Origin of the sequence: Paenibacillus sp. NPDC058174 (assembly GCF_042883865.1) — a bacterium.
In the GTDB taxonomy this organism is placed as follows: Bacteria; Bacillota; Bacilli; order Paenibacillales; family Paenibacillaceae; genus Pristimantibacillus.
Genome location: NZ_JBHVUY010000001.1, coordinates 2,381,110 through 2,404,634, shown reverse-complemented (window position 1 = coordinate 2,404,634; position 23,525 = coordinate 2,381,110). Strand labels below are relative to the sequence as shown.

21 protein-coding genes are annotated in these 23,525 nt (G+C 51.1%); 16 read left to right on the top strand and 5 right to left on the bottom strand.

Annotated features, from left to right (window positions below; all coding sequences use genetic code 11):
• Window positions 1–132: 132 nt before the first annotated feature.
• Window positions 133–3,672: a hypothetical protein gene (locus ACFVVF_RS10695; RefSeq protein WP_387808190.1), complete on the top strand. Its 3,540-nt coding sequence runs from the start codon at window positions 133–135 to the stop codon at window positions 3,670–3,672.
• Window positions 3,673–3,762: 90 nt separating this feature from the next.
• Here the strand turns inward: ACFVVF_RS10695 and ACFVVF_RS10690 are convergent, their stop codons facing one another.
• From ACFVVF_RS10690 to ACFVVF_RS10680, 3 genes are all read right to left on the bottom strand, one after another.
• On the bottom strand, window positions 3,763–4,443 hold the full coding sequence (locus ACFVVF_RS10690) for an SDR family NAD(P)-dependent oxidoreductase (RefSeq protein WP_387808188.1): 681 nt from the start codon (window positions 4,441–4,443) through the stop codon (window positions 3,763–3,765).
• A gap of 235 nt (window positions 4,444–4,678) precedes the next feature.
• Entirely contained in the window at window positions 4,679–5,056 is a 378-nt protein-coding gene (locus tag ACFVVF_RS10685; RefSeq protein WP_387808185.1) for a cupredoxin domain-containing protein, read from the bottom strand.
• A gap of 173 nt (window positions 5,057–5,229) precedes the next feature.
• Complete coding sequence (locus tag ACFVVF_RS10680) at window positions 5,230–5,595, bottom strand: phage holin family protein (RefSeq protein ID WP_042163881.1); 366 nt, start codon at window positions 5,593–5,595, stop codon at window positions 5,230–5,232.
• A 185-nt stretch (window positions 5,596–5,780) separates the two neighbouring features.
• On the opposite strand from ACFVVF_RS10680, the gene ACFVVF_RS10675 reads away from it, so the two are divergent.
• The 5 genes from ACFVVF_RS10675 to cysK all read left to right on the top strand — a co-directional run bounded on the left by ACFVVF_RS10675 (window position 5,781) and on the right by cysK (window position 11,639).
• Window positions 5,781–8,150: an endonuclease MutS2 gene (locus tag ACFVVF_RS10675; RefSeq protein WP_387808183.1), complete on the top strand. Its 2,370-nt coding sequence runs from the start codon at window positions 5,781–5,783 to the stop codon at window positions 8,148–8,150.
• 79 nt (window positions 8,151–8,229) lie between these two features.
• A complete protein-coding gene (locus ACFVVF_RS10670) occupies window positions 8,230–8,652 on the top strand; it encodes a DUF350 domain-containing protein (RefSeq protein WP_387808180.1) in 423 nt (140 codons plus the stop codon).
• Window positions 8,653–8,795: 143 nt separating this feature from the next.
• Window positions 8,796–9,299, top strand: a complete 504-nt coding sequence (locus ACFVVF_RS10665) for a hypothetical protein (protein ID WP_387808177.1) — start codon at window positions 8,796–8,798, stop codon at window positions 9,297–9,299.
• A 104-nt stretch (window positions 9,300–9,403) separates the two neighbouring features.
• A complete protein-coding gene (locus ACFVVF_RS10660; protein ID WP_387808174.1) occupies window positions 9,404–10,669 on the top strand; it encodes an MFS transporter in 1,266 nt (421 codons plus the stop codon).
• Window positions 10,670–10,712: 43 nt separating this feature from the next.
• Window positions 10,713–11,639, top strand: a complete 927-nt coding sequence (gene cysK, locus ACFVVF_RS10655) for a cysteine synthase A (protein ID WP_387808172.1) — start codon at window positions 10,713–10,715, stop codon at window positions 11,637–11,639.
• A gap of 30 nt (window positions 11,640–11,669) precedes the next feature.
• On the opposite strand, the gene ACFVVF_RS10650 is transcribed toward cysK, so the two are convergent.
• On the bottom strand, window positions 11,670–12,740 hold the full coding sequence (locus tag ACFVVF_RS10650; RefSeq protein WP_387808169.1) for a CotH kinase family protein: 1,071 nt from the start codon (window positions 12,738–12,740) through the stop codon (window positions 11,670–11,672).
• 113 nt (window positions 12,741–12,853) lie between these two features.
• Complete coding sequence (locus ACFVVF_RS10645; protein ID WP_387808167.1) at window positions 12,854–13,225, bottom strand: c2 calcium-dependent domain-containing protein 4C-like protein; 372 nt, start codon at window positions 13,223–13,225, stop codon at window positions 12,854–12,856.
• A gap of 279 nt (window positions 13,226–13,504) precedes the next feature.
• Between ACFVVF_RS10645 and ACFVVF_RS10640 the strand changes: the two genes are divergently transcribed.
• From ACFVVF_RS10640 to ACFVVF_RS10595, 10 genes are all read left to right on the top strand, one after another.
• Complete coding sequence (locus ACFVVF_RS10640) at window positions 13,505–14,290, top strand: hypothetical protein (protein ID WP_387808164.1); 786 nt, start codon at window positions 13,505–13,507, stop codon at window positions 14,288–14,290.
• Between the two features lie 103 nt (window positions 14,291–14,393).
• On the top strand, window positions 14,394–15,059 hold the full coding sequence (locus tag ACFVVF_RS10635) for a DUF2642 domain-containing protein (RefSeq protein ID WP_387808162.1): 666 nt from the start codon (window positions 14,394–14,396) through the stop codon (window positions 15,057–15,059).
• A gap of 117 nt (window positions 15,060–15,176) precedes the next feature.
• A complete protein-coding gene (locus tag ACFVVF_RS10630; protein WP_387808159.1) occupies window positions 15,177–16,292 on the top strand; it encodes an endospore germination permease in 1,116 nt (371 codons plus the stop codon).
• Window positions 16,289–17,740, top strand: coding sequence for a spore germination protein (locus ACFVVF_RS10625; protein WP_387808157.1), 1,452 nt, complete (start codon window positions 16,289–16,291; stop codon window positions 17,738–17,740). The genes ACFVVF_RS10630 and ACFVVF_RS10625 overlap by 4 nt, the downstream gene beginning before the upstream one ends.
• A gap of 1 nt (window position 17,741) precedes the next feature.
• Entirely contained in the window at window positions 17,742–18,911 is a 1,170-nt protein-coding gene (locus ACFVVF_RS10620; protein WP_387808154.1) for a Ger(x)C family spore germination protein, read from the top strand.
• A gap of 81 nt (window positions 18,912–18,992) precedes the next feature.
• Window positions 18,993–19,217, top strand: coding sequence for a hypothetical protein (locus ACFVVF_RS10615; protein ID WP_387808152.1), 225 nt, complete (start codon window positions 18,993–18,995; stop codon window positions 19,215–19,217).
• Between the two features lie 18 nt (window positions 19,218–19,235).
• Window positions 19,236–19,640, top strand: a complete 405-nt coding sequence (locus ACFVVF_RS10610) for a spore coat protein (protein WP_387808149.1) — start codon at window positions 19,236–19,238, stop codon at window positions 19,638–19,640.
• 1,720 nt (window positions 19,641–21,360) lie between these two features.
• Complete coding sequence (locus ACFVVF_RS10605) at window positions 21,361–21,585, top strand: hypothetical protein (protein ID WP_387808146.1); 225 nt, start codon at window positions 21,361–21,363, stop codon at window positions 21,583–21,585.
• A 133-nt stretch (window positions 21,586–21,718) separates the two neighbouring features.
• A complete protein-coding gene (locus ACFVVF_RS10600; protein WP_387808143.1) occupies window positions 21,719–22,210 on the top strand; it encodes an Lrp/AsnC family transcriptional regulator in 492 nt (163 codons plus the stop codon).
• A gap of 13 nt (window positions 22,211–22,223) precedes the next feature.
• On the top strand, window positions 22,224–23,435 hold the full coding sequence (locus tag ACFVVF_RS10595) for an aminotransferase class I/II-fold pyridoxal phosphate-dependent enzyme (RefSeq protein ID WP_387808140.1): 1,212 nt from the start codon (window positions 22,224–22,226) through the stop codon (window positions 23,433–23,435).
• The last annotated feature ends 90 nt before the right edge of the window (window positions 23,436–23,525 follow it).

The following is a 23,525-nucleotide window of genomic DNA, read 5'->3' as shown; positions in this document are numbered from 1 at the left end:
AGTCGCATCGAAATAGTTCCTTGTGAGCTTTCGATGCGGCTTTTTTCTATAAGTTCGGGCAGGTTTATTACGGGCTGTCCGGCTTTCATCTATGACAAGCGATCAAGAGATAGACTATAGGAGGATTCCTTTATGATGGATGCTGATCAAACCGTCGTAACCGTTGATATATACGGAAACCAATATAAGCTTAAGGGCCATTCCAATATTGAATATATGAGAAGAGTTGCCAGCACCATTGACGATACGATGAAAAAGCTGGCAATAGGCTATCCTCGTCTGGATATGCCGAAGCTGGCCGTGCTGACGGCTGTGCAAATGACTGAGGAGGTGTTCCGGCTTCGCCGCGAGAACGATACGCTTCATGATTCCGAAGCGAAACGTCTTGTTCTGGCTGAGCAGCTGGAGCTTGCGAATCAGCGGACGTCGGGCTTGCAGGAGGAGCTTGCCGCCTTGCGTGAACAAGCGAAGGCAGACCTTGAGGCGCATGAAGCCGAGCATGAAGCGAAGCTGGCTGCCGCTGTTGCAGAAGCGGCGGAAGAGCTCGCGGCAAAGCTGGAGGAAGCTGCGCGCAAGCTGTCTGAACAGCAGGCAGAAGCTGAGGAGCTGCTTGCCGTTCAGGAGGCGCAAGCTGCCGAGACGCTGAAGCGTGAGCAGGCCAAAGCGGCTGAGCTGCTGGCGGCGCAGGAGGCGAAGTCTGCCGCGGCGCTGGAGCAGGAACGGGCAAGAGCAGCGGCTGCATTGGCGAAGGAGCAGTCGGCTGCGGCTGAGCTGCTGGCAGAGCAGGAAGCGAAGTTGGCAGGGAAGCTGGAGCAAGAGCTGGCGAAAGCGGCAGCTGCACTGGCGGAAGAGCAGCTGGCTGCAGCGGAGCTGCTTGCCGAGCAGGAAGCGAAGTCGGCAGAGAAGCTGGAGCAAGAGCTGGCGAAAGCGGCAGCTGCTTTGGCGGAGGAGCAGACGGCTGCAGCTGAGCTGCTTGCCGAGCAGGAAGCGAAGTCGGCAGAGACGCTTGCAGCGCTGGAAGCAAAGTCGGCAGAGAAGCTGGAGCAAGAGCTGGCGAAAGCAGCGGCGGCACTGGAGGAAGAGAAGTCGGCCGCAGCCGCACTGCTTGCCGAGCAGGAAGCGAGGTTAGCAGAGAAGCTGGAGCAAGAGCTGGCGAAAGCTGCCGCGGCATTGGCGGAGGAGCAGACGGCTGCAGCTGAGCTGCTTGCCGAGCAGGAAGCGAAGTCGGCAGAGACGCTTGCAGCGCAGGAAGCAAAGCTGGCAGAGATGGTGAAGCAAGAGCAGACGAAATCGGCGGCGGTACTGGCAGAAGCGAAGTTGGCCGCAGCCGCACTGCTCGCAGAGCAGGAAGCGAAGTCAGCAGAGAAGCTGGAGCAAGAGCTGGCGAAGGCCGCCGCGGCACTGGCGGAGGAGCAGGCTGCTGCTGCGGAGCTGCTTGAGACGCAGGAGGCGGAAGCAAAGGCAGCGCTGGAGCAGGAAAGGTCGGCCGCAGCGGAACTGCTTGCGGAGAAGACTGCGGCAGCAGCGAAGCAGCTTGAGGATGAGCGGGCTAGCGCAGCTGCACGGCTGAAGGCGAGTGCGGAGGAAGCCGAGCAGCAATTGGCTGAGCAGCGGGCTGACGCAGAAGCGCGTTTGGCCGAGCAGCAGACTGCGGCAGAAGAGCTGCTGAATATTCAGCAGAAGGAAGCGGAAGATCGTCTGGCGCAATTGCAATCGGAGCTGGCGTCCTTGCAATCCAATTCGGACGGACGATTAGTTGAAGCAGAACGGCGTCTGGCCGAGCAGCGCAACGAAGCAGAGGAGCAGCTGCTTACTCTGCAATTGCAACTGGAAGAAGAATTGAGTTCGCAACGGGCATCTGCAGAAGAGCAGCTGGCAGCTTTGCGCACCGAGATGGAACAACGTCTTACAGCTCAGCAGGAAGAGTCGCAAGCGCTTCTAGCGGCACGTCAAGCGGAGGCGGAAGCTCAATTGGCCCGCGAGAAAGACGAGCTGTCGGAGCTGCTTGCACTGCAAGAAGCGGAAATGGCTGATCTTCGCGCTAAAGCGAGCGAAGCGGAACAGGCAGCCGCTGCGAAGCTGATTGAGCTGGAGCAAGACTGGAAAAACGATGCCGCTCGTATTGAGGAGCGATACATAGCCGAAGCTGAAGCCAAAGCTGCGGAGCATGCGCAGCTGCTGGAAGAAAGCCGGCTGCAGCTGCAAAGTGAATTTGAACAAAGCAAAGCCAGCTGGCTGGAAGAGAAGTCGCGCTTGCAAGCCTTGGCGGATGAGCTCCAGCAGAGCTGGAGCGCGGAGAAGGCATCATTCGAGCAGCGCATTCAGGCTGCGGACGATCATTTGATGCAGGCGATGGAACAGGAAGAAGCGCTGCGTTCATCCCTGCAGTCACAAGAGCAGCTCGGCTCCGAGCAGGAAAGCATGCTGACAGAGGCGCTTGGCGAAGTGGAAACGCTGACGGAACAGGCAGCTCTTGCGGCAGAACGAGTCCGTCAGCTGGAGCAGCAATTGCAGGAGAAGCAGGAGCTGGAGCTGTCTGCTGCTCAGCAGCAAGAGCAGCTGCAATCGGAGCTTCATGCGCTCAAAGAGCAGTTGGCTGAAGCGGAGATTCAAGCGGAGGAAAGCTTGCGTCAATTCGAGGCGGAACGGAGCGAGCTTGGACGCAGCAATGAAGTGAAGCTTGAAGAGCTCCAAGAACGGTTCGAGGCTGAGGTCAGGAAGCAGTCGGAACGCCGCGAGGAGCTGGAGCTTGAGCAAGCGGAGCAGCTGGTCCAATTGGAGCAGCTGAAGGAACGGCAGCAAGCCGAGCGCCAGCGGTTCGAAGAGCAGACTGGGGAGCTGTCCGCAAGCCATCAGGCCGAGGTTGCAGAACTGGAGCGGCAATTTGCAGAGCTGGGCAAGAAAAGGGAGCTGGAGTTCCAAGAATCGCTTGAGGAACATCTGCTTCAGCATCTGGAGCAATATGATTCGCTTGAACAGCGCCATAAAGAGCTGGAGCGCGAGCTTCAAGCGGAGCTGGACGCCAGCGAGCTGTATGCCGCGCGGCAGCAGCAGCTTGAGAAACAGCTTGTAACGCGTACTCGTGAGACTGAGAGCGTTCTGGAGGAGCAGCAGCTGAGACATACGGAGCAATTGCAAGCACTGCAAGCCGAATTGAAGGAGCTGAAGGCTTCGATCGAGCATGCAGAATCTCGTGAGCTCGAACAGCTGGATGAGCTGGAAGCTTACAAAACCCGTGAGCGTGAGCTGACGGAGCAATTCGAGTTTATCGCAGCCCGGGAGCGGATTGCTGCCCAGCAAATAGAGGCGGCCATTGCGAGGGAGAAGGAATTGGATGACCGGCTTCAGGCCGGAAGACAAGAGCTGGAGCAAGTGAAGCAGACGGCGGAGAAGCTGCAGGCTGCCGAGCAGCAGCGGCTGGAATCTGAGGAGACGCTTCGCAGACAGCTGGAGCAGGCGCTTGCTGAAGCATCCGCTGCATCGCAGCAGCGGGGCACGCAGGACGAGCGTATGGAACTGCTTGAGATCGAGCGTAACGAGGCGCAGGCTGCAGTAGAGCGGCTGCAAGAGGAGCATGACCGGATAGCAGTGCAATTCGACAAGCTGTCGAATGAATATCGAAAGCTTCAAACGGAATACAATGAATGGATTGAACTAATCGAGCAGAGCTGATTGGCATTCATTATTCATTGGGGAAGAGAAGGGGCTGACCGCCGGATCGATACGACCCGGGGCCAGCCCCTTTATCCTTATTAATGCGATCTATCCGTAACTGACGATCGTACCTGTCGGGCCGCCGAGCGGAAGGCTGGCTAATCGAATGAGATCAGGCGTGACGACAGCAGGATCTTTGCCCGTGGCGTGCATTTCGGTACGCAGCGTCCCGGGATTGTACAAGTTGACCAGAATGCCGTATTCATATTCTTCGTCGGCAAGCGTCCGAGTGAGCGATTCCAGCCCGGCTTGGGCAGCGCTGTAAGCGGCAAAGCCGCCGGAGCCGTTCCGCGAATGCGCAGAAGTAATATTGATAATACGTCCGTATTTCGCCGACCGCATCGCCGGGAGAACAGCTTTCGTCAACAGGAAGGGTCCAGTTAAATTGGTAGCGACCTGTGATTGCCATTCTTCTGTCGTTAATTCCAGTACAGTGCCTTGTTCCATGACCGCCGCATTGTTTAGCAGGACATGAACAGCACCCCACTGCCCGATTGTTTGTTGAACGGCCGAATCGATCTGTCTTTCATCGGTGATGTCGGTAGGAATAATTAATGTTTCTTGTCCGGTTTGCTGGAGAATAAGGCCGGCGGTTTCTTCCAGCTTGCTGCGCCTGCGTCCAAGCAAAGCGACGCGTGCTCCTTCTCTTGCAAATGCGAGCGAGGCTGCTCTTCCAAGTCCGCTGCCCGCACCGCTAACGATCGCAACCCGTTTATCGAGTAAGCTCATTAGCCATCCCTCCTGATCTGCTCCAATCGGCAACAATCATACAACTATATCCAGTATATGAAATGATAGCAGAGCGATGAATGCAGGGGAAGAGGAAGGGCCATCAGTCTTTTTTTGGGAAAAGCAAACTTTCGATTATAATTAGCGCATCCTATCCCCTATCCAGTTCATAAAAAAACCTTCTGATATCCGAATACAGAATCGGTTATCAGAAGGCTGTTAGGCACTGGCCTTATTATTCAACGATCAGCTTGGCTGTCATTCTCGCATGCCCGTTGCCGCATGGCACGTTGCAGACGATATTGTATTCACCGGCTTCAAGCGTTACCGCTTTCGTCTTTTTGTTGGCGATCTTTATATTGGTTTTGGCAATATCGATGCCGTGAACGCCGCCATTGGATTCAAGCGTCAAATTAACAGGCTCGCCTGCTTTAATTTTGTATTCCGCTTTATCGAATTCCCAGTTTTTTGCTTTGATAACGACTTCAGGCGCTGCCGTGTTTGGCTCTGATACGCCGCTTGTTGTTGGTTCACTGTTTCCTTTATTGCTTCCGCAAGCTGCAATTACGGCAACCAAGCAAAGCACTGCCGCGAATAAAATCCATTTTTTCAAAACGAGCTCCTCCTTGAAACGGAAATAATTGTTTTTCAAGCTCTATTGTAACCGATTATAAGCTGCTTTGCAGTGACAGCCCGGTGACAATCTTGCCCGGAAAAGAAAAGCCCTCAATCTCCAACAAACGAGATCAAGGGCTGATCTTCTGTGGTACGTGATTCGTTGCAGGTCTAATCGTGATCGCGGCTGCTTCGGCCAGCTTCATACGGCGTACTGACCGGAATGAACAAGTCGATGATCCCGATGACGAGCGCGGCGAGTATGGCGCCAAGCCACGTAACGGTAACGCCGCCGACGATGAATTGTGCGACCCAGATCACGACGGCACTGGCAATAAAGCCAACGATACCGCGGCCAAAAGGGGTAACCTTTTTACCGAAAATTCCTTCGATGATCCAGCCCAGGGCTGCAATAACCAAAGCAAGGAAAAAAGCGCTCCAGAAGCCGCCGACGCTAAACTGGGGAACAATCCACCCGACAACCATCAGTACAAGCGCTGAAACGATAAATCTGACAACATGGCCTAAAAAATTCATGTCCACAACCTCCCAATAATTTGCGCTTGAGGCTTCCGGTCATCTTCCGTCCGGGGCCAGCCCGCGCACTGGTGAAATGGCATTTCGAATTCTTTTGTAGTATGACCATAAATCATTTATCCATGTATGATTCGTGCATCCGCGCCTAGGTTCGGATATAATAAAGTGGCGAGAGGAGTGTTACTTTGGACAGCAAAATTTTATCCACACTTGAATTTCATAAAATTACACATAAATTGGAGCAGCATGCTGCAACTTCGCTTGGCAAAGGTGTCGTCGAACGTCTGCAGCCAAGCTCTGATCTGGAGCTCGTGAAGCTGTCGCTTCAAGCGACGGATGAAGCTTATAAAGCCGACCGTTTGAAAGGGAATGCTCCCTTTGGCGGCATTGTCGACATTAGCGGTCCGCTTCACCGTGCTCGCATTGGCGGAACGCTCAATCCGGAAGAGCTGCTCGATATCGCCTTGACCGCTCGCGGATCCAGACGGGTCAAGAAGCATATTGAAGTGCTTCACGAGGATGACCCGATTCCGCTGCTGCATCAAACCTCGGATGAGCTGACGGAGCACAAGCCGCTTGAGGATGCGATTTTCGACTGTATCGATGATCAGGGCGAAGTGCTGGACAGCGCGAGTACAGAGCTTGCTTCCGTACGCCGCGAGCTGCGCAGCGGAGAGTCGCGGGTTCGAGAGAAGCTGGAGCAGATGATTCGTTCAAGCTCTGTGCAAAAAATGCTGCAGGATGCGATCGTTACGATCCGCAATGACCGTTACGTAATCCCGGTCAAGGCGGAATACCGTTCAAATTTCGGCGGCATCGTCCATGATCAGTCCGGTTCGGGAGCCACACTCTTCATTGAGCCGGAAACGATCGTTGCGATGAACAACAAGCTTAGAGAGCTCAAAGCGAAGGAGCTGCGCGAGATCGAGAAGATTTTGCAAAAGCTTACGGCGCTGGCATCCGACCATGTCGATGATCTGCTGTACAATCTTGAGCTGATCGGCCGTTTGGATTTCGCTTATGCGAAAGCGCGTATGGCGCATGAGATGAAGGCCACGCTGCCTCGAATGAATGACCGCGGCTTCCTGAAGCTGAAGCGCGGCCGTCACCCGCTCATTGCAGCGGATCGTGTCGTTCCGCTGGATGTTGAACTGGGCAACCAGTACACGGCGATTATCGTCACTGGTCCCAATACAGGCGGTAAGACCGTATCCCTGAAGACAATCGGCTTGCTCAGCTTAATGGCAATGTCGGGTCTGTTCGTACCGGCTGAGGACGGAAGCCAGCTTTGCGTGTTTGATGCGATTTATGCCGATATCGGCGATGAGCAAAGCATTGAGCAAAGTCTGAGTACGTTCTCCAGCCATTTAACGAACATTATTCGCATTTTGCAGTCCATGACATCGAAAAGTCTTGTCCTGCTTGATGAGCTTGGCGCGGGTACCGACCCTGCAGAAGGCTCAGCGCTTGCTATCGCTATACTAGAGCATGTGCACCGCAAAGACAGCCGAATTATTGCCACCACGCACTATAGCGAGTTGAAAGCGTATGCCTATAACCGCAAAGGTGTTATTAATGCGAGCATGGAGTTTGACGTTGCGACGTTAAGTCCGACATACCGCTTGCTCGTTGGCGTTCCGGGACGAAGCAATGCATTTGCGATTGCCGAGAGACTGGGGCTGGATAAAAAGATTATCGACCACGCCCGCGGAGAAGTCAGCGAAGAGGATCAGCGGGTTGAGAATATGATCGCATCCCTTGAGGAAAATCGCTTGAGCGCGGAATCCGAGAGGCTGACAGCAGAATCGCTGCGTCAAGAAATGGAGCGCCAGCGCGCCCGTCACGAAGCCGATATGACGAGGTTCGAAGAACAGCGTGACAAGCTGCTGCTGAAAGCACAAGAGGAAGCAGCGGCGGCTGTTGCGAAGGCTAAGAAAGAGGCCGAGCAGATTATTGCCGATTTGCGCAAGCTGGCGCTGGAGGAAGGCGCTTCCGTTAAAGAGCATAAGCTGATCGAGGCCCGCCGCAAGCTGGATGAAGCTGCGCCGGAGCTAGCCAGGAAGAAGAAAGCGGCCGGCGCGGGAACAGGAGGCAAGCCTGCCAAAATCGAGCCGGGCGACGAGGTTACAGTCTACAGCCTGAACCAAAAAGGAACAGTTGTCGATATAAGCGGCTCAGAGGCGACGGTTCAGCTCGGCATTATGAAGATGAAGGTTGCGCTGGACGATTTGGAGCTCATTAAGCAATCCGCCGCAGTCAAGCAGCAGCAGCCGAAGCAAGCCGCCAGCCTGAAGCGGTCCAAGGAGGATCAGGTCCGGATGGAGCTGGACCTGCGGGGCGAAAATTTGGAGGAAGCGATTATCGAGGTTGATCGTTTCCTGGATGAATCGTACTTGGCCGGTATGGGTCAGGTATACATTATTCACGGCAAAGGCACAGGCGTGTTGCGAACAGGCATCCAGCAGTATTTGCGGAGGCATAGCCTGGTCAAATCATACCGGATTGGCAATTATGGAGAAGGCGGTACGGGCGTAACGGTGGCGGAGCTCAAGTAGCTCCGCCCGCCTATCGTAATCAACAAGCTGCCGGCTTAGGTCGAAGCTTGCATTATCAACCGCAGCGAGGTGAAGAAGAATGGAAAACGAAGTCGACCGTTTGCTTAGCAATTCCTATGCGGCATCGCTCGTATATGTATCGCTTGTCGTCCTGTCGCTTATCGTCTTTCTGTTTGTGTTTGAGCTGGTTACCAAATACAACTGCTGGAGCGAAATTAAGAAAGGCAATCTTGCAGTAGCGATGGCGACCGGGGGCAAAATTTTCGGCATCTGCAATATTTTCCGGTTTTCAATAGAAGCTAACGATTCAATCTACCAAAGCTTAATCTGGGGCGCATTCGGCTTCATTATATTGCTGGCGGCTTATTTCTTGTTTGAGTTTTTGACGCCGGTATTCCGCATTGACGATGAGATTGCCAAAGACAACCGCGCTGTCGGTTTTATTGCGATGATGATCTCGATCGCCCTTTCCTATGTCATTGGGGCGACTGTTACCTTATAGCTGGGGGAATCTATGAAATATTTATGGGGCATTTTATTGGTCGTTGCCATTTTATTTTTTGTTTTTGGCGTTATTTATTTAATGAACAATTAAACGGGGTGTGAACAATGGAGCAAGAACAACAAACCATCTGTCCATGGTGTATGACCGAGATCGTATGGGATGAGGAAATCGGACCGGAGAAGCATTGTCCGCATTGCGACAATGAGCTGAGCGGCTATCGTACGCTGCAAATCGGCTTGGATCAAGGGGATGACACGGAAGACGAAGAAGATGCTGAAGATGAGCCGGAGTGGGATGCCGGGGATGAAGATGAATCCTATGGCGGCGGTTCAGCATGGAAGGATACGGATCAAGGCTTCCGCCAGACGAACCGGGCTTGGATGGCTGTAGAGGAAACGCTTCGCCGGGTTGTAGACGAGCAGGAGGAAGCGCCTGAGTGCCCGTCATGCCGGGAGTATATGATTGAAGCGGGCAAGCAGAAGCTGAACGTCGAGCCAACAATACATGGTGCGGTTGGACGTGCTCTCGTGCAATCGCCGATCGAGACGACGCTTTATGTATGCCCTTCCTGCTTTAACACGTCCTCCATACTGAGTGACAAGGACCGGGAACGGATGCTTAAAGCGCTAACTCCGCAGGACTGATTTCCCTCTGGAAAATGAAAGCCGCATGCAGGCCGGCCATTTAGGGCAACTTACAAAACGTAATTCCACCATTGCATCCATCAATGGAAAAGGGGGAACTCGTTTTGATCAAGCAACCTGCATCGGCCGTCTCTCGCGGACATGGCGCCGCCCGTAATAGCGCGTTGGGCTCGCAGGCAGCTTTGCTGCTTGCCGTCCAATGGCTGTTCGGTATCGCAAGCGCGTTATCCGGCACTTTTGTGCCGGTCTACTTATGGAAGGCCAGCCAGTCGTATATGCTGATCGGCTGGTTTGCATTGGGGCAGTATGCGCTCGGCGGCATTACGTTCTATATCGCCGGCAAGTGGGTTAAGGAACATAACAAAATGAACAGCCTCCGTCTTGGCATCGTGCTGTCGGGGGTCTTTTATTTCACCGTACTTATGCTGGGCAAACAAGCCCGGTTTTATGGCATCCCGCTTGGCATGCTTAGCGGCATGGCGCTTGGCTTTTACTGGCTGGCGTATAACGTCGTTTACTTTGAAATTACGGAGCCGGGCAACCGGGACCGGTTTAATGGAATTGCAGGGCTGCTCGGCTCAACGGCGGGAATGATCGCGCCGTGGATTTCCGGCCTGCTTATAACCACACTGAGCGGCGACCGCGGATACCAGCTTATTTTTACACTGTCGCTAGTCGTTTTTGGCATTGCCTTTATATTAAGCTTCTGGCTGGAAAAGCGGAAGCATGTCGCGGGACCATATGAGTGGACCTATGGATTTAGACAACTGGCGGAGCGGGGCAATCCGTGGAGGAAAATGTTCGCAGCGATCGTTGCGCAAGGCGTACGCGAAGGGGTGTTTATGTTTCTTGTCGGTCTCGTCGTCTATATTGCAACGAAAGATGAGAGCAAGCTTGGCAGCTACACGCTTATCACTTCGCTGGTCGCTTTAATCAGCTTCTGGCTTGTCGGCAAGAAATTGAACCCCCGCAACCGCAATCAGGCGATGCTCGCAGGAACGATCATGCTTGGACTGGTTATACTGCCGCTGTTTTGGAAGGTTAATTATGCTACGCTGCTGATGTTCGGCATCGGAACCGCTTTGTTTCTGCCGCTTTACATCATACCGATTACGTCGCGTGTATTCGATCTGATTGGCCAGTCGGAAGCCAGCGTCAAAATGCGGGAGGAGCTCATAGTCCTTCGTGAAGCCGGACTTATTGCAGGCCGTTTAATCGGCTTAAGCGCATATCTCATCATGCTGCCCTTGAATCATTCGCCTTCGGCAATCGTCTGGCTGATGTTCGGGGTAGGCGTTGTGCCGATTGCCGGATGGTGGTTCCTTCGTTCTTTCTTGAAGGAAGAAGAGCCGGCCGGAAGCAGGTCTTAAAGTCTTAAATAAATGGGAAATTGTATGGGAGAAGGGGAAGAGGATGCAGGGAAAGAGACGTGTCGTAGATTCTGTTATCGACCTTATTGGAGATACGCCTGCGGTTAAGTTGAACAGGCTGGCTGAGGAAGGAAGCGCAGATATCTATGTAAAGCTGGAGCTGTTCAATCCAAGCGGAAGCGTGAAGGATCGCGCTGCTTCGTCGCTCATTATGGCAGCTGAGTTGAAGGGGCTGATCAAGCCGGGCAGCACCATTATTGAGCCCACAAGCGGCAACACCGGCATTGGACTGGCAATGAATGCTGCAGCGAAAGGGTATAAGCTCATTCTTGTCATGCCGGACAACATGTCTGAGGAACGCATCCAACTGGTTCGTGCGTATGGCGCGGAGGTTGTATTGACGCCAGCGGCCGAGCGTATGCCCGGTTCGATCCGTAAAGCGCTGGAGCTCCAGCAGGCGAACCCGGGCAGCTTTATTCCGAACCAGTTCGAGAATGAAGCCAATCCGAACATTCATCGCATAACGACGGCGGTTGAAATTTTGGAGCAGATGGAAGGCAGGCTTGACGCCTTTGTAGCGACGGCAGGCACTGGAGGAACGATTACAGGAACAGGAGAAACGCTCAAAAAAGAGCTGCCTGATTTGTACATAGCCGTCGTTGAGCCGCAGGGCTCTCCTGTACTTTCGGGCGGGCAGCCAGGGCCGCATAAGCTTGTAGGCACCAGTCCCGGATTTGTGCCGGCAATTCTGAATACATCCGTCTATGACGAGATTATTCAAGTCGCCGATGACGATGCGCTGAATACGATGCGGAGCCTTGCACGCAAGGAAGGCTTGCTGCTGGGACCGTCCTCCGGAGCTTCCGTCTGGGCCGCAATGCAAATTGCCAGAAGGCTGGGACCGGGGAAACGGGTGCTATGCATTGCTCCTGATACAGGAGAGCGTTACTTAAGCATGGATATCTTTTGAAAACTGAAATATTGAAGAAGCAGCAGCCCTTCAGGCCTTCCAAGCCTTAAGGGCTGCTTTGATGATGGCGCGTCTTTCCCGGACGTATTCCAATATAAAGGAAGGTTCATTTAGAAAGGTATCGTAGCTGCTTTTTCTCGTGAAATCATGCCGGATAGCCGGCGAAATTTGCTTGTAATAACGGGTAATAACAGAATCAATTCGTTCGACCGTAAACTGATTGACCAGCAGATTGTTCATAATCGATCTGTAGATTTTTCGGCAAGCCGCATACTGAAACAGCTTTTCGGTCAATTTATTGTAGCCCTGAAACCGAACCAGGTCGCTTCCGCAGGGACGGCCATAGCAGTTTCTTCCCCAGGTTCCCTCGTAGTCCCAAGGAATGATCCGGTATTTCCCCGTTTTTCGATGCTCATAAAGCGCGTAGTTCTGATCAAACCCGTCATAGTTGCCAGTTAATACGGCACCGGCGAGCCATAGCAAATATTGCTTGATGTCCAGCTTTTTTGCTGTAAAAGCGACAAATTCTTTCCCGGAATACCGATTAATGCCCCTGACGAAGCGCATGAGCTTCGGTTTTGTGACCTTATCGCTGCCGTATTTCAGCTCATAGCCGTCGAAAAGCGAGCTTTTATCTCCTTTATGGATGGGATCGATCAGGCTGAAATCGGCGCTGTCATTGCTTGCATACAGGATGGACCGAAAGCCGATCCCTCTTTTTTTGAAAAAGGTTGCGTCCACGGATTCAATCTCGAGATAGACGCCCTGAGGACGATCATTGATTTCGACTTCGATATGCTGCGTTAGAGGGGACGGTACCCCGATTTCGTTAAAAAAATGGAAAGACAGCGCATTACGGATGAGCGAGGGATCGTCAAACTCCGCGTTCCAGTGCAGGGTCGGGCCTCCCTCAATAATGACCTCATACGATTTTTTGCTATAGTGCAGCGTATGTCCGCCGCGGAATCCGAATTGTGCCTTATATTGTTTTCCATTCATGATGATGTCAACGGTTTTGTATCTTTCCCGTTTTGCGGTTTCCAGCAAATCATTCCAATCATCGAAGTCGATTGTTATTTTACGAACCGGAAGCTCTTCCATGGGTCCACCCCTTGGGCAAAAGATAAAGCCTATCGTAGCCGATAGGCTTTTGTGCTTATTTACCGTATTCGGATGATTCCCGGATTGACACTACCTTTCATAACTTAAACGGTTCAGCCCGGACGGTTGCCGCGGGAACGGTTGCCTTGCGAACGTCCTCCTTGAGGCCCGCCGGAGCGGTTGCCTTGCGAACGTCCTTCTTGAGCGCCGCCAGTATGGTTGCCTTGAGAGCGTCCTCCTTGAGCGCCGCCGGTACGGTTGCCTTGCGAACGTCCTCCTTGAGGCCCGCCGGAGCGGTTGCCTTGCGAACGTCCTCCTTGAGCGCCGCCAGTATGGTTGCCTTGAGAGCGTCCTCCTTGAGCGCCGCCAGTATGGTTGCCTTGCGAACGTCCTCCTTGAGGTCCGCCGGAGCGGTTGCCTTGCGAACGTCCTCCTTGAGCGCCGCCGCTTCGCTTACCTTGATTATTCACTTTTTTATGAGACACATAATCTCCTCCTTTTCTCGTTGCTATAATCTATGTTCGAACTCTATTAATCGCATGGGTCATTCACTTAATCTCAAATAAATAGATAGTAATCTAGTACCCCGAATATCAGAGATACATATAGATATATTACATATCGTCTCCCATGACAGATGAACCCAATCAAGTACTGGAGGGATGCATGCGTAGGAAGAGTAGAGGCATTGGTAGACTTCTATCGTTCTGAATGCTAGATAGGCCGATCAAACGAATATAAAAGATTACCGGAGGGATTTACTAATGAGAAGTTACTATCAACCGTTTGCAGGACAGTTCAAAATTCAAAACACCCAGCACCAAAGCAATCAGCACCATACTGGCAATCAAAACGCCGGCACAGATCGTGATTGTCTGCAAGAATTGGAAGGGAAAAATGTAAAGATCAACCGCGGAGGGCCTGAATCCTTTGAAGGCAAGCTGCTCTCCATTCAATCCGATTACCTCGTTGTGCGCACGAAGCAAGGTATCGTTTATGCGGCTACGGCTCATATCAAAAGCATCGCGGAAGAAGGAAATTGTCACAGCAGCGGCGGACGCGCCAGCAATTTCATTAAAGCGGCAAACTTTAGAGGTGTTATCCGCGCATTGAACCAAGAATTTGTTCAAGTGAACATGGGCGGACCGGAGAAACAAGAGGGCTTCCTGGCTGAAGTTTGCAAAGATTCGATCAAGCTGGTGAATGGCAGACAAGTGGTACAGGTATTGTTATATCACATTAAAACGATCAAAAAAGAAAGCAAGTCTTGCGGCGGTTCCCAAGGAAATCGGACGGGCGGAGCAAGCGAAAATAACAACAATAACAATAACAATAACAATAACAACAACAAAAGCAGCAAAAGCGGTGGAAGCAAAAACAAAAACGAGAACAAAAACGAGAACAAGAACGAAAATAAAAACAAAAGCGGAAATAAAAATAAAAACCGCAGCAGCAGCGGCGGCAATAACCGTACGGGAGGCGCTCGTACTGGAGGGAACAACGGCTCGGGCGGCAAAGGCAAATCTAACGGCAAAAAATCGGGCAAATAAAAATTGGCATGCAAAGTGGGTCCGGGCTCGGCATTAGCCGCTGCCCGGCTCTCCTATCTTTGCAATTCAGGCTGAATGATACGGATGAAAGGAGGTTGATCGCATGAAAAACCGGCATCCGCTGCTCGACCGGCAGGTTGAACTTGAAATTTCCGGAAAAATGACGCCGATACGCGGCAAGCTTATTGAATGTGGCCCAGACATTCTAGTTCTTCATAACGGAGTTCAGTTTCTTTATGTGCCATTGATCCATTTGCAGCAATTAAGACTTTCTTCTCAAGAGGAAGGAAGGTTTGAAATTCCCGAGAATCCATTCGAACCGATAAATGATCCAATCTCTTACCGGAAAATATTAATGAATGCTAAAGGGATGTTCTCCGAAATTTATATAAGCGGCAATCAGTCTATTCATGGATACGTAACGACAGTTATGAATGATTTTTTTGTTTTCTACTCCCCTGTATACCATACCGTCGTTATTTCGCTTCACCATTTGAAATATTTGATTCCGTACAATCCTAACTCAACGCCCTACACTTTGACTGCGGAGCAATTTCCATTAAAGCCTTCGCCGCTGACGCTTGCACGCACGTTCGATCAACAGCTTAGAAAATTAATTGGCGAGTTCGTTGTGCTCGATCTTGGAGAAAATCCGAATAAAACGGGTGTACTCAAAAATGTGGATCAAAGCATGATTGAATTGGCTAATGCCAGCGGGAACAGTGTTTACCTTCATTTTGACCATGTCAAAACCGTCCATGTTCCTTAACAAAAAGCGTCCTTTCCACTTGCCCCAAGGCATGGTGAAGGACGCTTTTGTTTGTCATTTTTCCGTGCATGACTTTTCTAATCCAGGGGAAAACTGGGGCGAAAGGATGTGACTGCTATGAAGCCAACTGTCCTCAAACCCTTTTCTTTATGGCCAGTCGTTATGATGACACTGCTGTCAGTCGGACTCGTCAATCATGTAATTGTTGTTCCTTTGCTCCTTAATGTTGCGAAACGCGATGCCTGGCTGTGCGTTCCGGTTGCTTTAATTATCGTGCTGCCTATCGTTGCTTTGCCGTTGCACCGTGTTCTGCTCAAGCTTAACGGAGAACGGATTGACGATTGGATGAAAAAGCGGATGCCGCGTTTTATTGCATGGCTGTTTATTGTTTTTTTCGTTGTGATATCTTTGCTCGTCGCTTTTGGCACCATGGTGGATGTCGTTCGCTGGACGTCGGCGACCTATTTGCCGGAGACGCCCCAAATTGTTGTCTGCTGTATTTTTGGCGGGCTTTGTCTGTATGCCGCCATCTCCGGCCTGCGGACGATCGCCTATATTTCCTGTATTTTGCTTCCCGTCGTTGTGCTGCTTGGTGACTTTGTCATGTCTGCGAATATGCCGGCCAAAGATTATCATTATTTGCTGCCCATGCTGGAGAACGGATTTTCTCCGGTGCTCAGGGGTGCACTCAACAGCTTATCCTCCTTCTTAGAAATTACATTTCTTCTGCTCATTCAGCATCATTTCAAAAGCCCGTTCAAAGCGTGGCATTTGATGCTGTTGACGGTTTTACTCGGCCTTCTTACACTGGGTCCGACCGTCGGGGCCATTACGGAATTTGGACCGGAAGAGGCATCCAATATGCGCTATCCTGCTTATTCGCAATGGCGCATGGTCAAAATCGGCGATTACTTTGAGCACGTCGACTTTTTTGCCGTCTTTCAGTGGCTGTCCGGCGCATTTATCCGCATCGCCGTTCCTATTTACATAGCTAATGAATTGGGGCCGTTCAAGCGTTTGAAGCGGCAATGGATCGGGATGTCCGCTGCTGCAATTGTTATTGTGGCTGCTACCTATGTGATGCTGAGCCATATGCGATACTACCGGATGCTGCTGGGGTACTATTATTCCTATGCATGGATCCTATTGTTTGCCGTGCTGCTCATCCTTTGGGCTATATCCGCCAAGGCGGGCAGGACGAAAGCCATTTCGACAGGAGGCCGGAGAAGATGAGCGAAAGCTGGGCTAGAAAAGGGACAAAGCTGTACGACATCATGCTCACTTTGCAGGATTCCGAGGATGTTCTTATTCAGGATTTCATGACGGATGGAGAGCGGAGGCACCGGTTCAAAATTATTAGCTGCGGCGGTATGGTAGACATGCAGACGCTGTTTATTGCTTTGCCGCCTAATTTAGACAGGCTTGCGAAATGGATTGAAGAAGGGAGACATAGCGGGGAAGGCCATTCGGAAGATTTCAAATGGTCAGCCGGTATTATAGGTGTGCGTATACCGCTGGACAGTGAGAAGGATGTTCACGGCTTATATACTTCTTTATTTTCCGGCAGTGTCATTACGGTTCACGTTGATAGCGCAATGGTATTCGCATTTGATTTATCCGACCAGCCGGGCAGACAGCCTGAAGAGTCGACGATGGAGCTGTCGCTGAAAGGACCAAGGGATGGTTTTATTGAGAAAATCGGTACGAATATTGCCCTGGTTAGAAAAAGACTGCGGACGCCCGATCTGAATTGCCAATATTGGTCGCTCGGCAGAGAGACGCATACGGAAGTGGCTCTTCTATATATTAAGGGAAAAGCGGAGCCGGGACTTGTCGAGGAAGCCAGGAGGCGATTGCGCAATATCGATATAGAAGCGCTGAACAGCGCTTCACAGCTGGAAGATTTAATTTCCGACCGTCCGTATTCGCTGTTTCCGCTGGTCGAATATATCGGGAGGCCTGATTATGTCGTGCATTCGCTTATGAAAGGGAAAGTCGCCTTACTCGTGGACGGTTCGCCTTCCGCGATTATCGCTCCTGCAAATTTGCTGCTGCTGACCAAATCGCCTGAAGATTTTCATTTGCCTTATTACTTTGTGTCGCTGGAGCGGCTGCTGCGCATTGCAGGCTTGATTCTGGCATTATGCCTGCCGGGATTTTGGGTGTCGCTGTCTGCCTTCAACATTGATCAGGTTCCTTTTACGCTGCTGGCAACCGTTACGATTTCCCGAATCGGACTGCCGATATCGGCAACGATGGAAATGTTTTTTATGCTGACTATATTCGAGCTGTTCAGGGAGGCTGGTGTTCGTCTTCCGAGAGCAGTAGGGCAGACCGTGTCGGTTGTCGGAGGTCTGATTGTCGGGGATGCGGCGATTAGTGCCGGGCTGACATCTCCGACGATGCTAGTTGCTGCAGCAATAACGGCGGTGGCGACTTTTACGCTCGTTAATCAGTCGCTAAGCGGAACGGTCAGCATATTAAGGTTCGCCATTCTTGTTTTGTCTTCGATTTTTGGCATATTCGGTTTTTTTGTAGCCGTATTTGCCACTTTGACTTACCTGTGCTCCTTGGAGTCCTTCGGAAGACCCTATATGGCGCCTGTTGCGCCGATTAGCTGGAGATCGCTAATTCCTGCGATTTTGATCAGGCCGTTTAAGGCCCAGGCAAAGGAGGAGTAGAATGGCTGCAACCAGCCTTACCCTTTGGCGGCAAGTACTTGGAAGTTCAGCGCTGCTGAAGCTTTTTTTGTCAATGACAATTCTTCTTACCGCTACAGGCTGCTGGGATGAGGTTGACCTGCAAAAGGTCAGCTATGCGGCTGCGCTCGGCATCGATTATGTTGACGATAACTACGTGGTGTATACGCAGCTGCTTTCATTTGATTCGATCGCCAAACGGGAATCAGCGGCAGCCAGTGAGAAGCCTATCTATATTGGGAATAAGAAAGGCGATACGCCGCTAAGCGCCTTGTTTAATTTGATGAATAGCTCCCAATACAATCTGAGCATGGATCATTTAAAAACAATTGTCATTCATGAACGGGCTTTCGGACATATGAAGCCGATTCTGGACGGGGTTAACCGGATGAGGGCAACGCGTTATACCACTTATATTTTCGGTACAAAGGAAGACTTGGAGAAGCTGTTCGACATCGACAATTTTTTCTCCTCTTCACCGCTGAACAGTACGCTGTTCAGCCCGCAAATTACGTATCAGGAAAACAGCCTGGTTAAGCCGATGAGAATGCAGGATATCGTGAGGCAAGGGCTAGAGCCAGCTTTGACGACTCTTTTGCCAAGTATAAAAACGACCAATCAGGATTGGAAAAATGATGCCCGCAAAATGGAGCTGGACATCATCGACGGGGTATTTGCCTTCAAAAACTCGCGCTTTGCCGGATTTCTGCCGCGGAAGGATATTCAGGGTCTCGCCTGGGGAACTGAAGGTTTCGATCGTACGATCGTATCTTTAGAGCCAAAAGAAAACCAGGAAGCGACAGTCATTATCGACAATAGCAATATGGATATAAAATGGGATCCGCAGTCATCCGCTTTCCATCTGCAGATTGATATTCAAGGACATGTCGTCGAGTGGGATACCGATCTGGACCGGGTTCAGTTCGTAAAGCTTGTAGAGGAGAAGGTAAAGAAAGAGACTAAGGCAACTTTCCTGAAGGGGCAGGAGATCGGCGTTGACTTGTACCCGCTTGAGCATACTTTGTACCGTTACCATCTCCAGAAATGGAAGGAGCTCCGGAAAAAAGGCGAATGGAAGCCGAATATTGATGAATTGAACATCGATGTGAACTTTACACTGAAATATTCCGGCGAAGTGGAGGTTTTCAAATAAACCGGGTCTGTACATAAATGTAGCAGATAGCGCGGATAATACGTAATGGCTTGACATTACATAAAGAAGGAGGAGAGGAAATTGCTACAACCCATTACAGCGAAAGAGCTGGAGTATATTGCAGATTCCTTGTCCAATGAGGATTTGCTGATGAAGCAGAATGCGCTGCTTGCGTCCTCGGCCAGCAATCAGTCGTTGCGCCAAATCGGCCAGCAAATGCTTCATACGCATCAGCAGCACTACCAGACGCTGATGCAATCGTTCCAGCAGCATCAATCGATGGCACCAACTCAGCCGCAGCAATAATAAAGGAGGATGACGAGCATGTATCAGCAGCAACAACAGCAGCAAGCATTGCCGGACGAGGATCTGGCTTATACGGTACTGTCTGACTTAAAGCGTGTTGTACGTGAATATGCGACTGCGGCGACGGAGTCGACATGTCCGACGGTGCGTCAAATGTTCACAAATCTGCTCAACAGCACGTTAAAAATGCAAGGTGATCTGTTCCAGGCGATGCAGTCGCAAAATATGTACAGCACCGCTTCTCCTGCTTTGCGCCAGGAGCTGGACAAGCAGATCAAGGAATACTCGCAGACGCAGCAAAAAACGTCGCAATGGCTGCAGCAGCGCCTGAGCGGTTCGCAGCAGGGCTTCGGCTCGTTCGCGCCGTACCAGCAGCAGTCGCATCAGCATCAATCGAACCAGCATCAGCCTTATTATAGCTAACACTTTAGGCCCTGTGGGGCTGAAGGCTGTCGAGAATGATTCGGCAGCCTTCTTTTATTTTGCGGGGGATAGGGCTGGGCTCGCTGCATGCTTATAGTTCCGGGCTCGCTGCGCGATTCGGTTCGTGCTGCCATTCTTGATTCTTGATTTTTCATTGTTTTCCCAATGAGAAATGAGTCGAATCTTCAAAAAGTCATCCCGAACTCGAACCGCTTCGCTCGCCCCCTTTATATCGCAAAATGCGTAATACAAACCTTTCACAGTACAAACCTTACATAGTACAAACCTTACACAATACAGGAAGCGTCAGGACCGCCTTCAGCTTGCGGCCGTATAACGAAGCGGCTTCGCTATTTAGCGAAGACCGCTTCGCAAATTGTACTTGTAACAGGCGAATCTAAGCTGTGCTTCAGCATTAACGAAGAGAATTTCGCTAATGGAGAAGGAAGGTTCACCAGTTGCGAAGTTTGGTTCGCTCCAGCTCATTCCGACGGCATTTAGCCCTCTTGTAGCGAACTTTGCTTCGCTGTTTAGCGAGTCTGGTTCGCTATATCTTTGCTCCGATGACAGTCCGGGGCTCGCTGCGCGATTCGGTTCGTGCTGCCATTCTTGATTCTTGATTTTTCATTTTGTTTTCCCAATGAGAACTGAGTCGAATCTTCAAAAAGTCATCCCGAACTCGACCCGCTCCGCTCGTCCCCTTAATATCGCAAAAATGAGTAATACAAACCTTACACAGTACAAACCTTACACAGTACAAACCTTACACAATACAGGAAGCGTCAGGACCGCCTTCAGCTTGCGGCCGTATAGCGAAGCGGCTTCGTTATTTAGCGAAGACCGCTTCGCAAATTTTACTTGAAACAGGCGGATCTAAGCTGTGCTTCAGCATTAACGAAGAGAATTTCGCTAATGGAGAAGCAAAGTTCACCAGTTGCGAAGTTTAGTTCGCTCCAGCTCATTCCGACGGCATTTAGCCCTCTTGTAGCGAACTTTGCTTCGCTGTTTAGCGAGTCTGGTTCGTTATATCTTTGCTGCGATGACAGTCCGGGTCTCGCTGCGCGATTCGGTTCGTGCTGCCATTCTTGATTCTAATTCTTCATTGTTTTCCCAATGAGAAATGAATGAATCTTCAAAAAGTCATCCCGAACTCGACCCGCTCCGCTCGCCCCCTTAATATCGCAAAAATGCGTAATACATACCTAACGCAATACAGGAAGCGTCAGGACCGCCTTCAGTTGCGGCCGCAGAACGAAGCAGCTTCGCTATTTAGCGAAGACTGCTTCGCAAATTTTACTTGAAACAGACGGATTTAAGTTGCTCTCCAGCATTTAACGAAGAGAATTTCGCTAATGGAGAAGCAAGGTTCACCAGTTGCGAAGTTTAGTTCGCTCCAGCTCATTCCGACGGCATTTAGCCTTCTTGTAGCGAACTTTGCTTCGCTGTTTAGCGAGTCTGGTTCGCTATAGGAGAGAAATAGTTTGGTGCAGAAGAGCGACAATGGTTTGGTGCAGAAGAGCGACAATGGTTTGGTGCAGAAGAGCGACAATGGTTTGGTGCGGAAGAGCGACAATGGTTTGGTGCAGAAGAGCGACAATGGTTTGGTGCAGAAGAGCGATAATGGTTTGGTTCAGGAGAGTGGCAATGGTTTGGTTCAGGAGAGCGGCAATGGTTTGGTTCAGAAGAGCGGCAACGGTTTGGTGCAGAAGACGACAATGGTTTGGTGCAGAAGAGCGACAATGGTTTGGTGCAGAAGAGCGACAATGGTTTGGTGCAGAAGAGCGATAATGGTTTGGTGCAGAAGAGCGACAATGGTTTGGTGCAGGAGAGAGGCAATGGTTTGGTGCAGGAGAGAGGCAATGGTTTGGTGCAGGAGAGCGACAATGGTTTGGTGCAGGAGAGCAGCAATGGTTGGTACCAGCGGAGTGGCAAGGGTGCGATATAGAATGCGACAATCGAGGGCTACAGGAACTGCAATCCGAGCCACTTTGGGAGCTTTTGTTTTTTTCTTTGCAGGAAGTTTCAATTCGTTGTAAAATATTTTTTATAACTACAGGCGCGTTGGAAGGAGTAGGGCGATGAACGAACTGCAATTGAAAGTGCTTGAACTGCTTAAGGAAGACGCTAGACGGGACGCGGAGCTGATCGCGACGATGCTGGACCGTTCGATTGAAGAGATCAAGCAAGTGATCGCTGAGCTTGAGAACGACCATATCATCGTGAAATATGCGACAGTTGTTAACTGGAGCAAGGTTGACGATGAAAAGGTGACTGCGCTGATCGAGGTACAGATTACGCCGGAACGCGGACGCGGATTCGAAGGCATAGCCGAGCGTATTTATTTATATCCGGAAGTGAAATCGGTTTATTTGATGTCAGGCGCATATGATCTATTAGTGGAGATCGAGGGCAAAAACCTGAAAGAGGTTGCCTCGTTCGTATCGAATAAATTGTCTCCGATTGACAAAGTACTGTCGACGAAGACGAACTTTATTTTGAAAAAATACAAACAAGACGGCATTATCTTCGAGGAGCATGAAGATGACCATCGTTTGATTATTTCGCCGTAAGAGGGTGATGGCTATGATAAAAGATAAAGAAACAGTGACCCCTCGCAAAGAGATGGCCGATTATTTGTCACCGATGGCCAGAGGCATCAAGCCTTCTGGAATCCGGCGCTTCTTCGATCTGGTCAGCGCGCGCAAAGACGTCATTACGCTGGGCGTGGGCGAACCTGATTTTACGACGCCTTGGCATGTTCGTGAGGCGGCGGTCTATTCGCTGGAAACCGGCAAGACGCAATACACGTCCAATGCCGGGATGCCGGAGCTTCGCGGTGCGATCGGCCAATATTTGAATGATCAATTTGCGGTGGAATATAATCCGGCCGACGAGATTCTCGTAACGGTGGGGGGCAGCGAGGCGATTGACCTTGCGCTTCGGGCGCTTATTACGCCTGGAGATGAAATTCTAATTCCAGAGCCTTGCTATATTTCCTACTCCCCGATTACAACGTTAAGCGGCGGAGTTGCGGTGGGCATTGAAACCTTCGCGAAGGATAATTTCAAGCTGAAAGCGGAGTCGCTGCAAGCAGCGCTTACGCCACGCTCCAAAGTACTTATTCTTTGTTACCCGAGCAATCCGACAGGCGGTATCATGACGTATGAGGATTGGCTGCCTATTGCAAAAATCGTAGAGGAAAACGATTTGATCGTTATTTCCGATGAAATATATGCCGAGCTTACTTATGGCTCCAAGCATGTCAGCTTTGCCTCTATACCGGGGATGAAAGACCGGACGATTCTCGTCAGCGGTTTTTCGAAAGCTTTTGCGATGACCGGCTGGCGTATGGGCTACGCATGCGGACATACCGATCTTATTGCCGCAATGCTTAAGATCCATCAATATACGGTTATGTGCGCCCCGGTTATGGGACAATACGCTGCGCTTGAAGCGCTGTCGCCTCATGGCCTGGAAGAGAAAGACCGGATGATGGAATCGTACAATCAGCGCAGAAGGCTTGTCGTTAAAGGCTTCCGTGAAATTGGCCTCGAATGCCATGAGCCGGAAGGAGCTTTCTATGCGTTCCCGTCCATTCAGTCGACAGGCCTGACATCGGAGCAATTCGCGCAGCGCCTGCTGGAGGAAGCGAATGTTGCAGCTGTTCCCGGAGGCGTATTCGGCTTAGGCGGCGAAGGACATCTTCGTTGTTCGTACGCGACATCTGTCGCACAGCTGACTGAAGCGCTGGACCGGATTGGCAGCTTCGTAGCGAAAGTGAAGCAAGGCTCGTAATCGCAAGGAACTGTGGAATGAAGGCGGCGCCATCGGGGCGCTGCCTTTTTTTATGCCTGAACTGCATAGAGCAGTTATAGGAAAATAGAG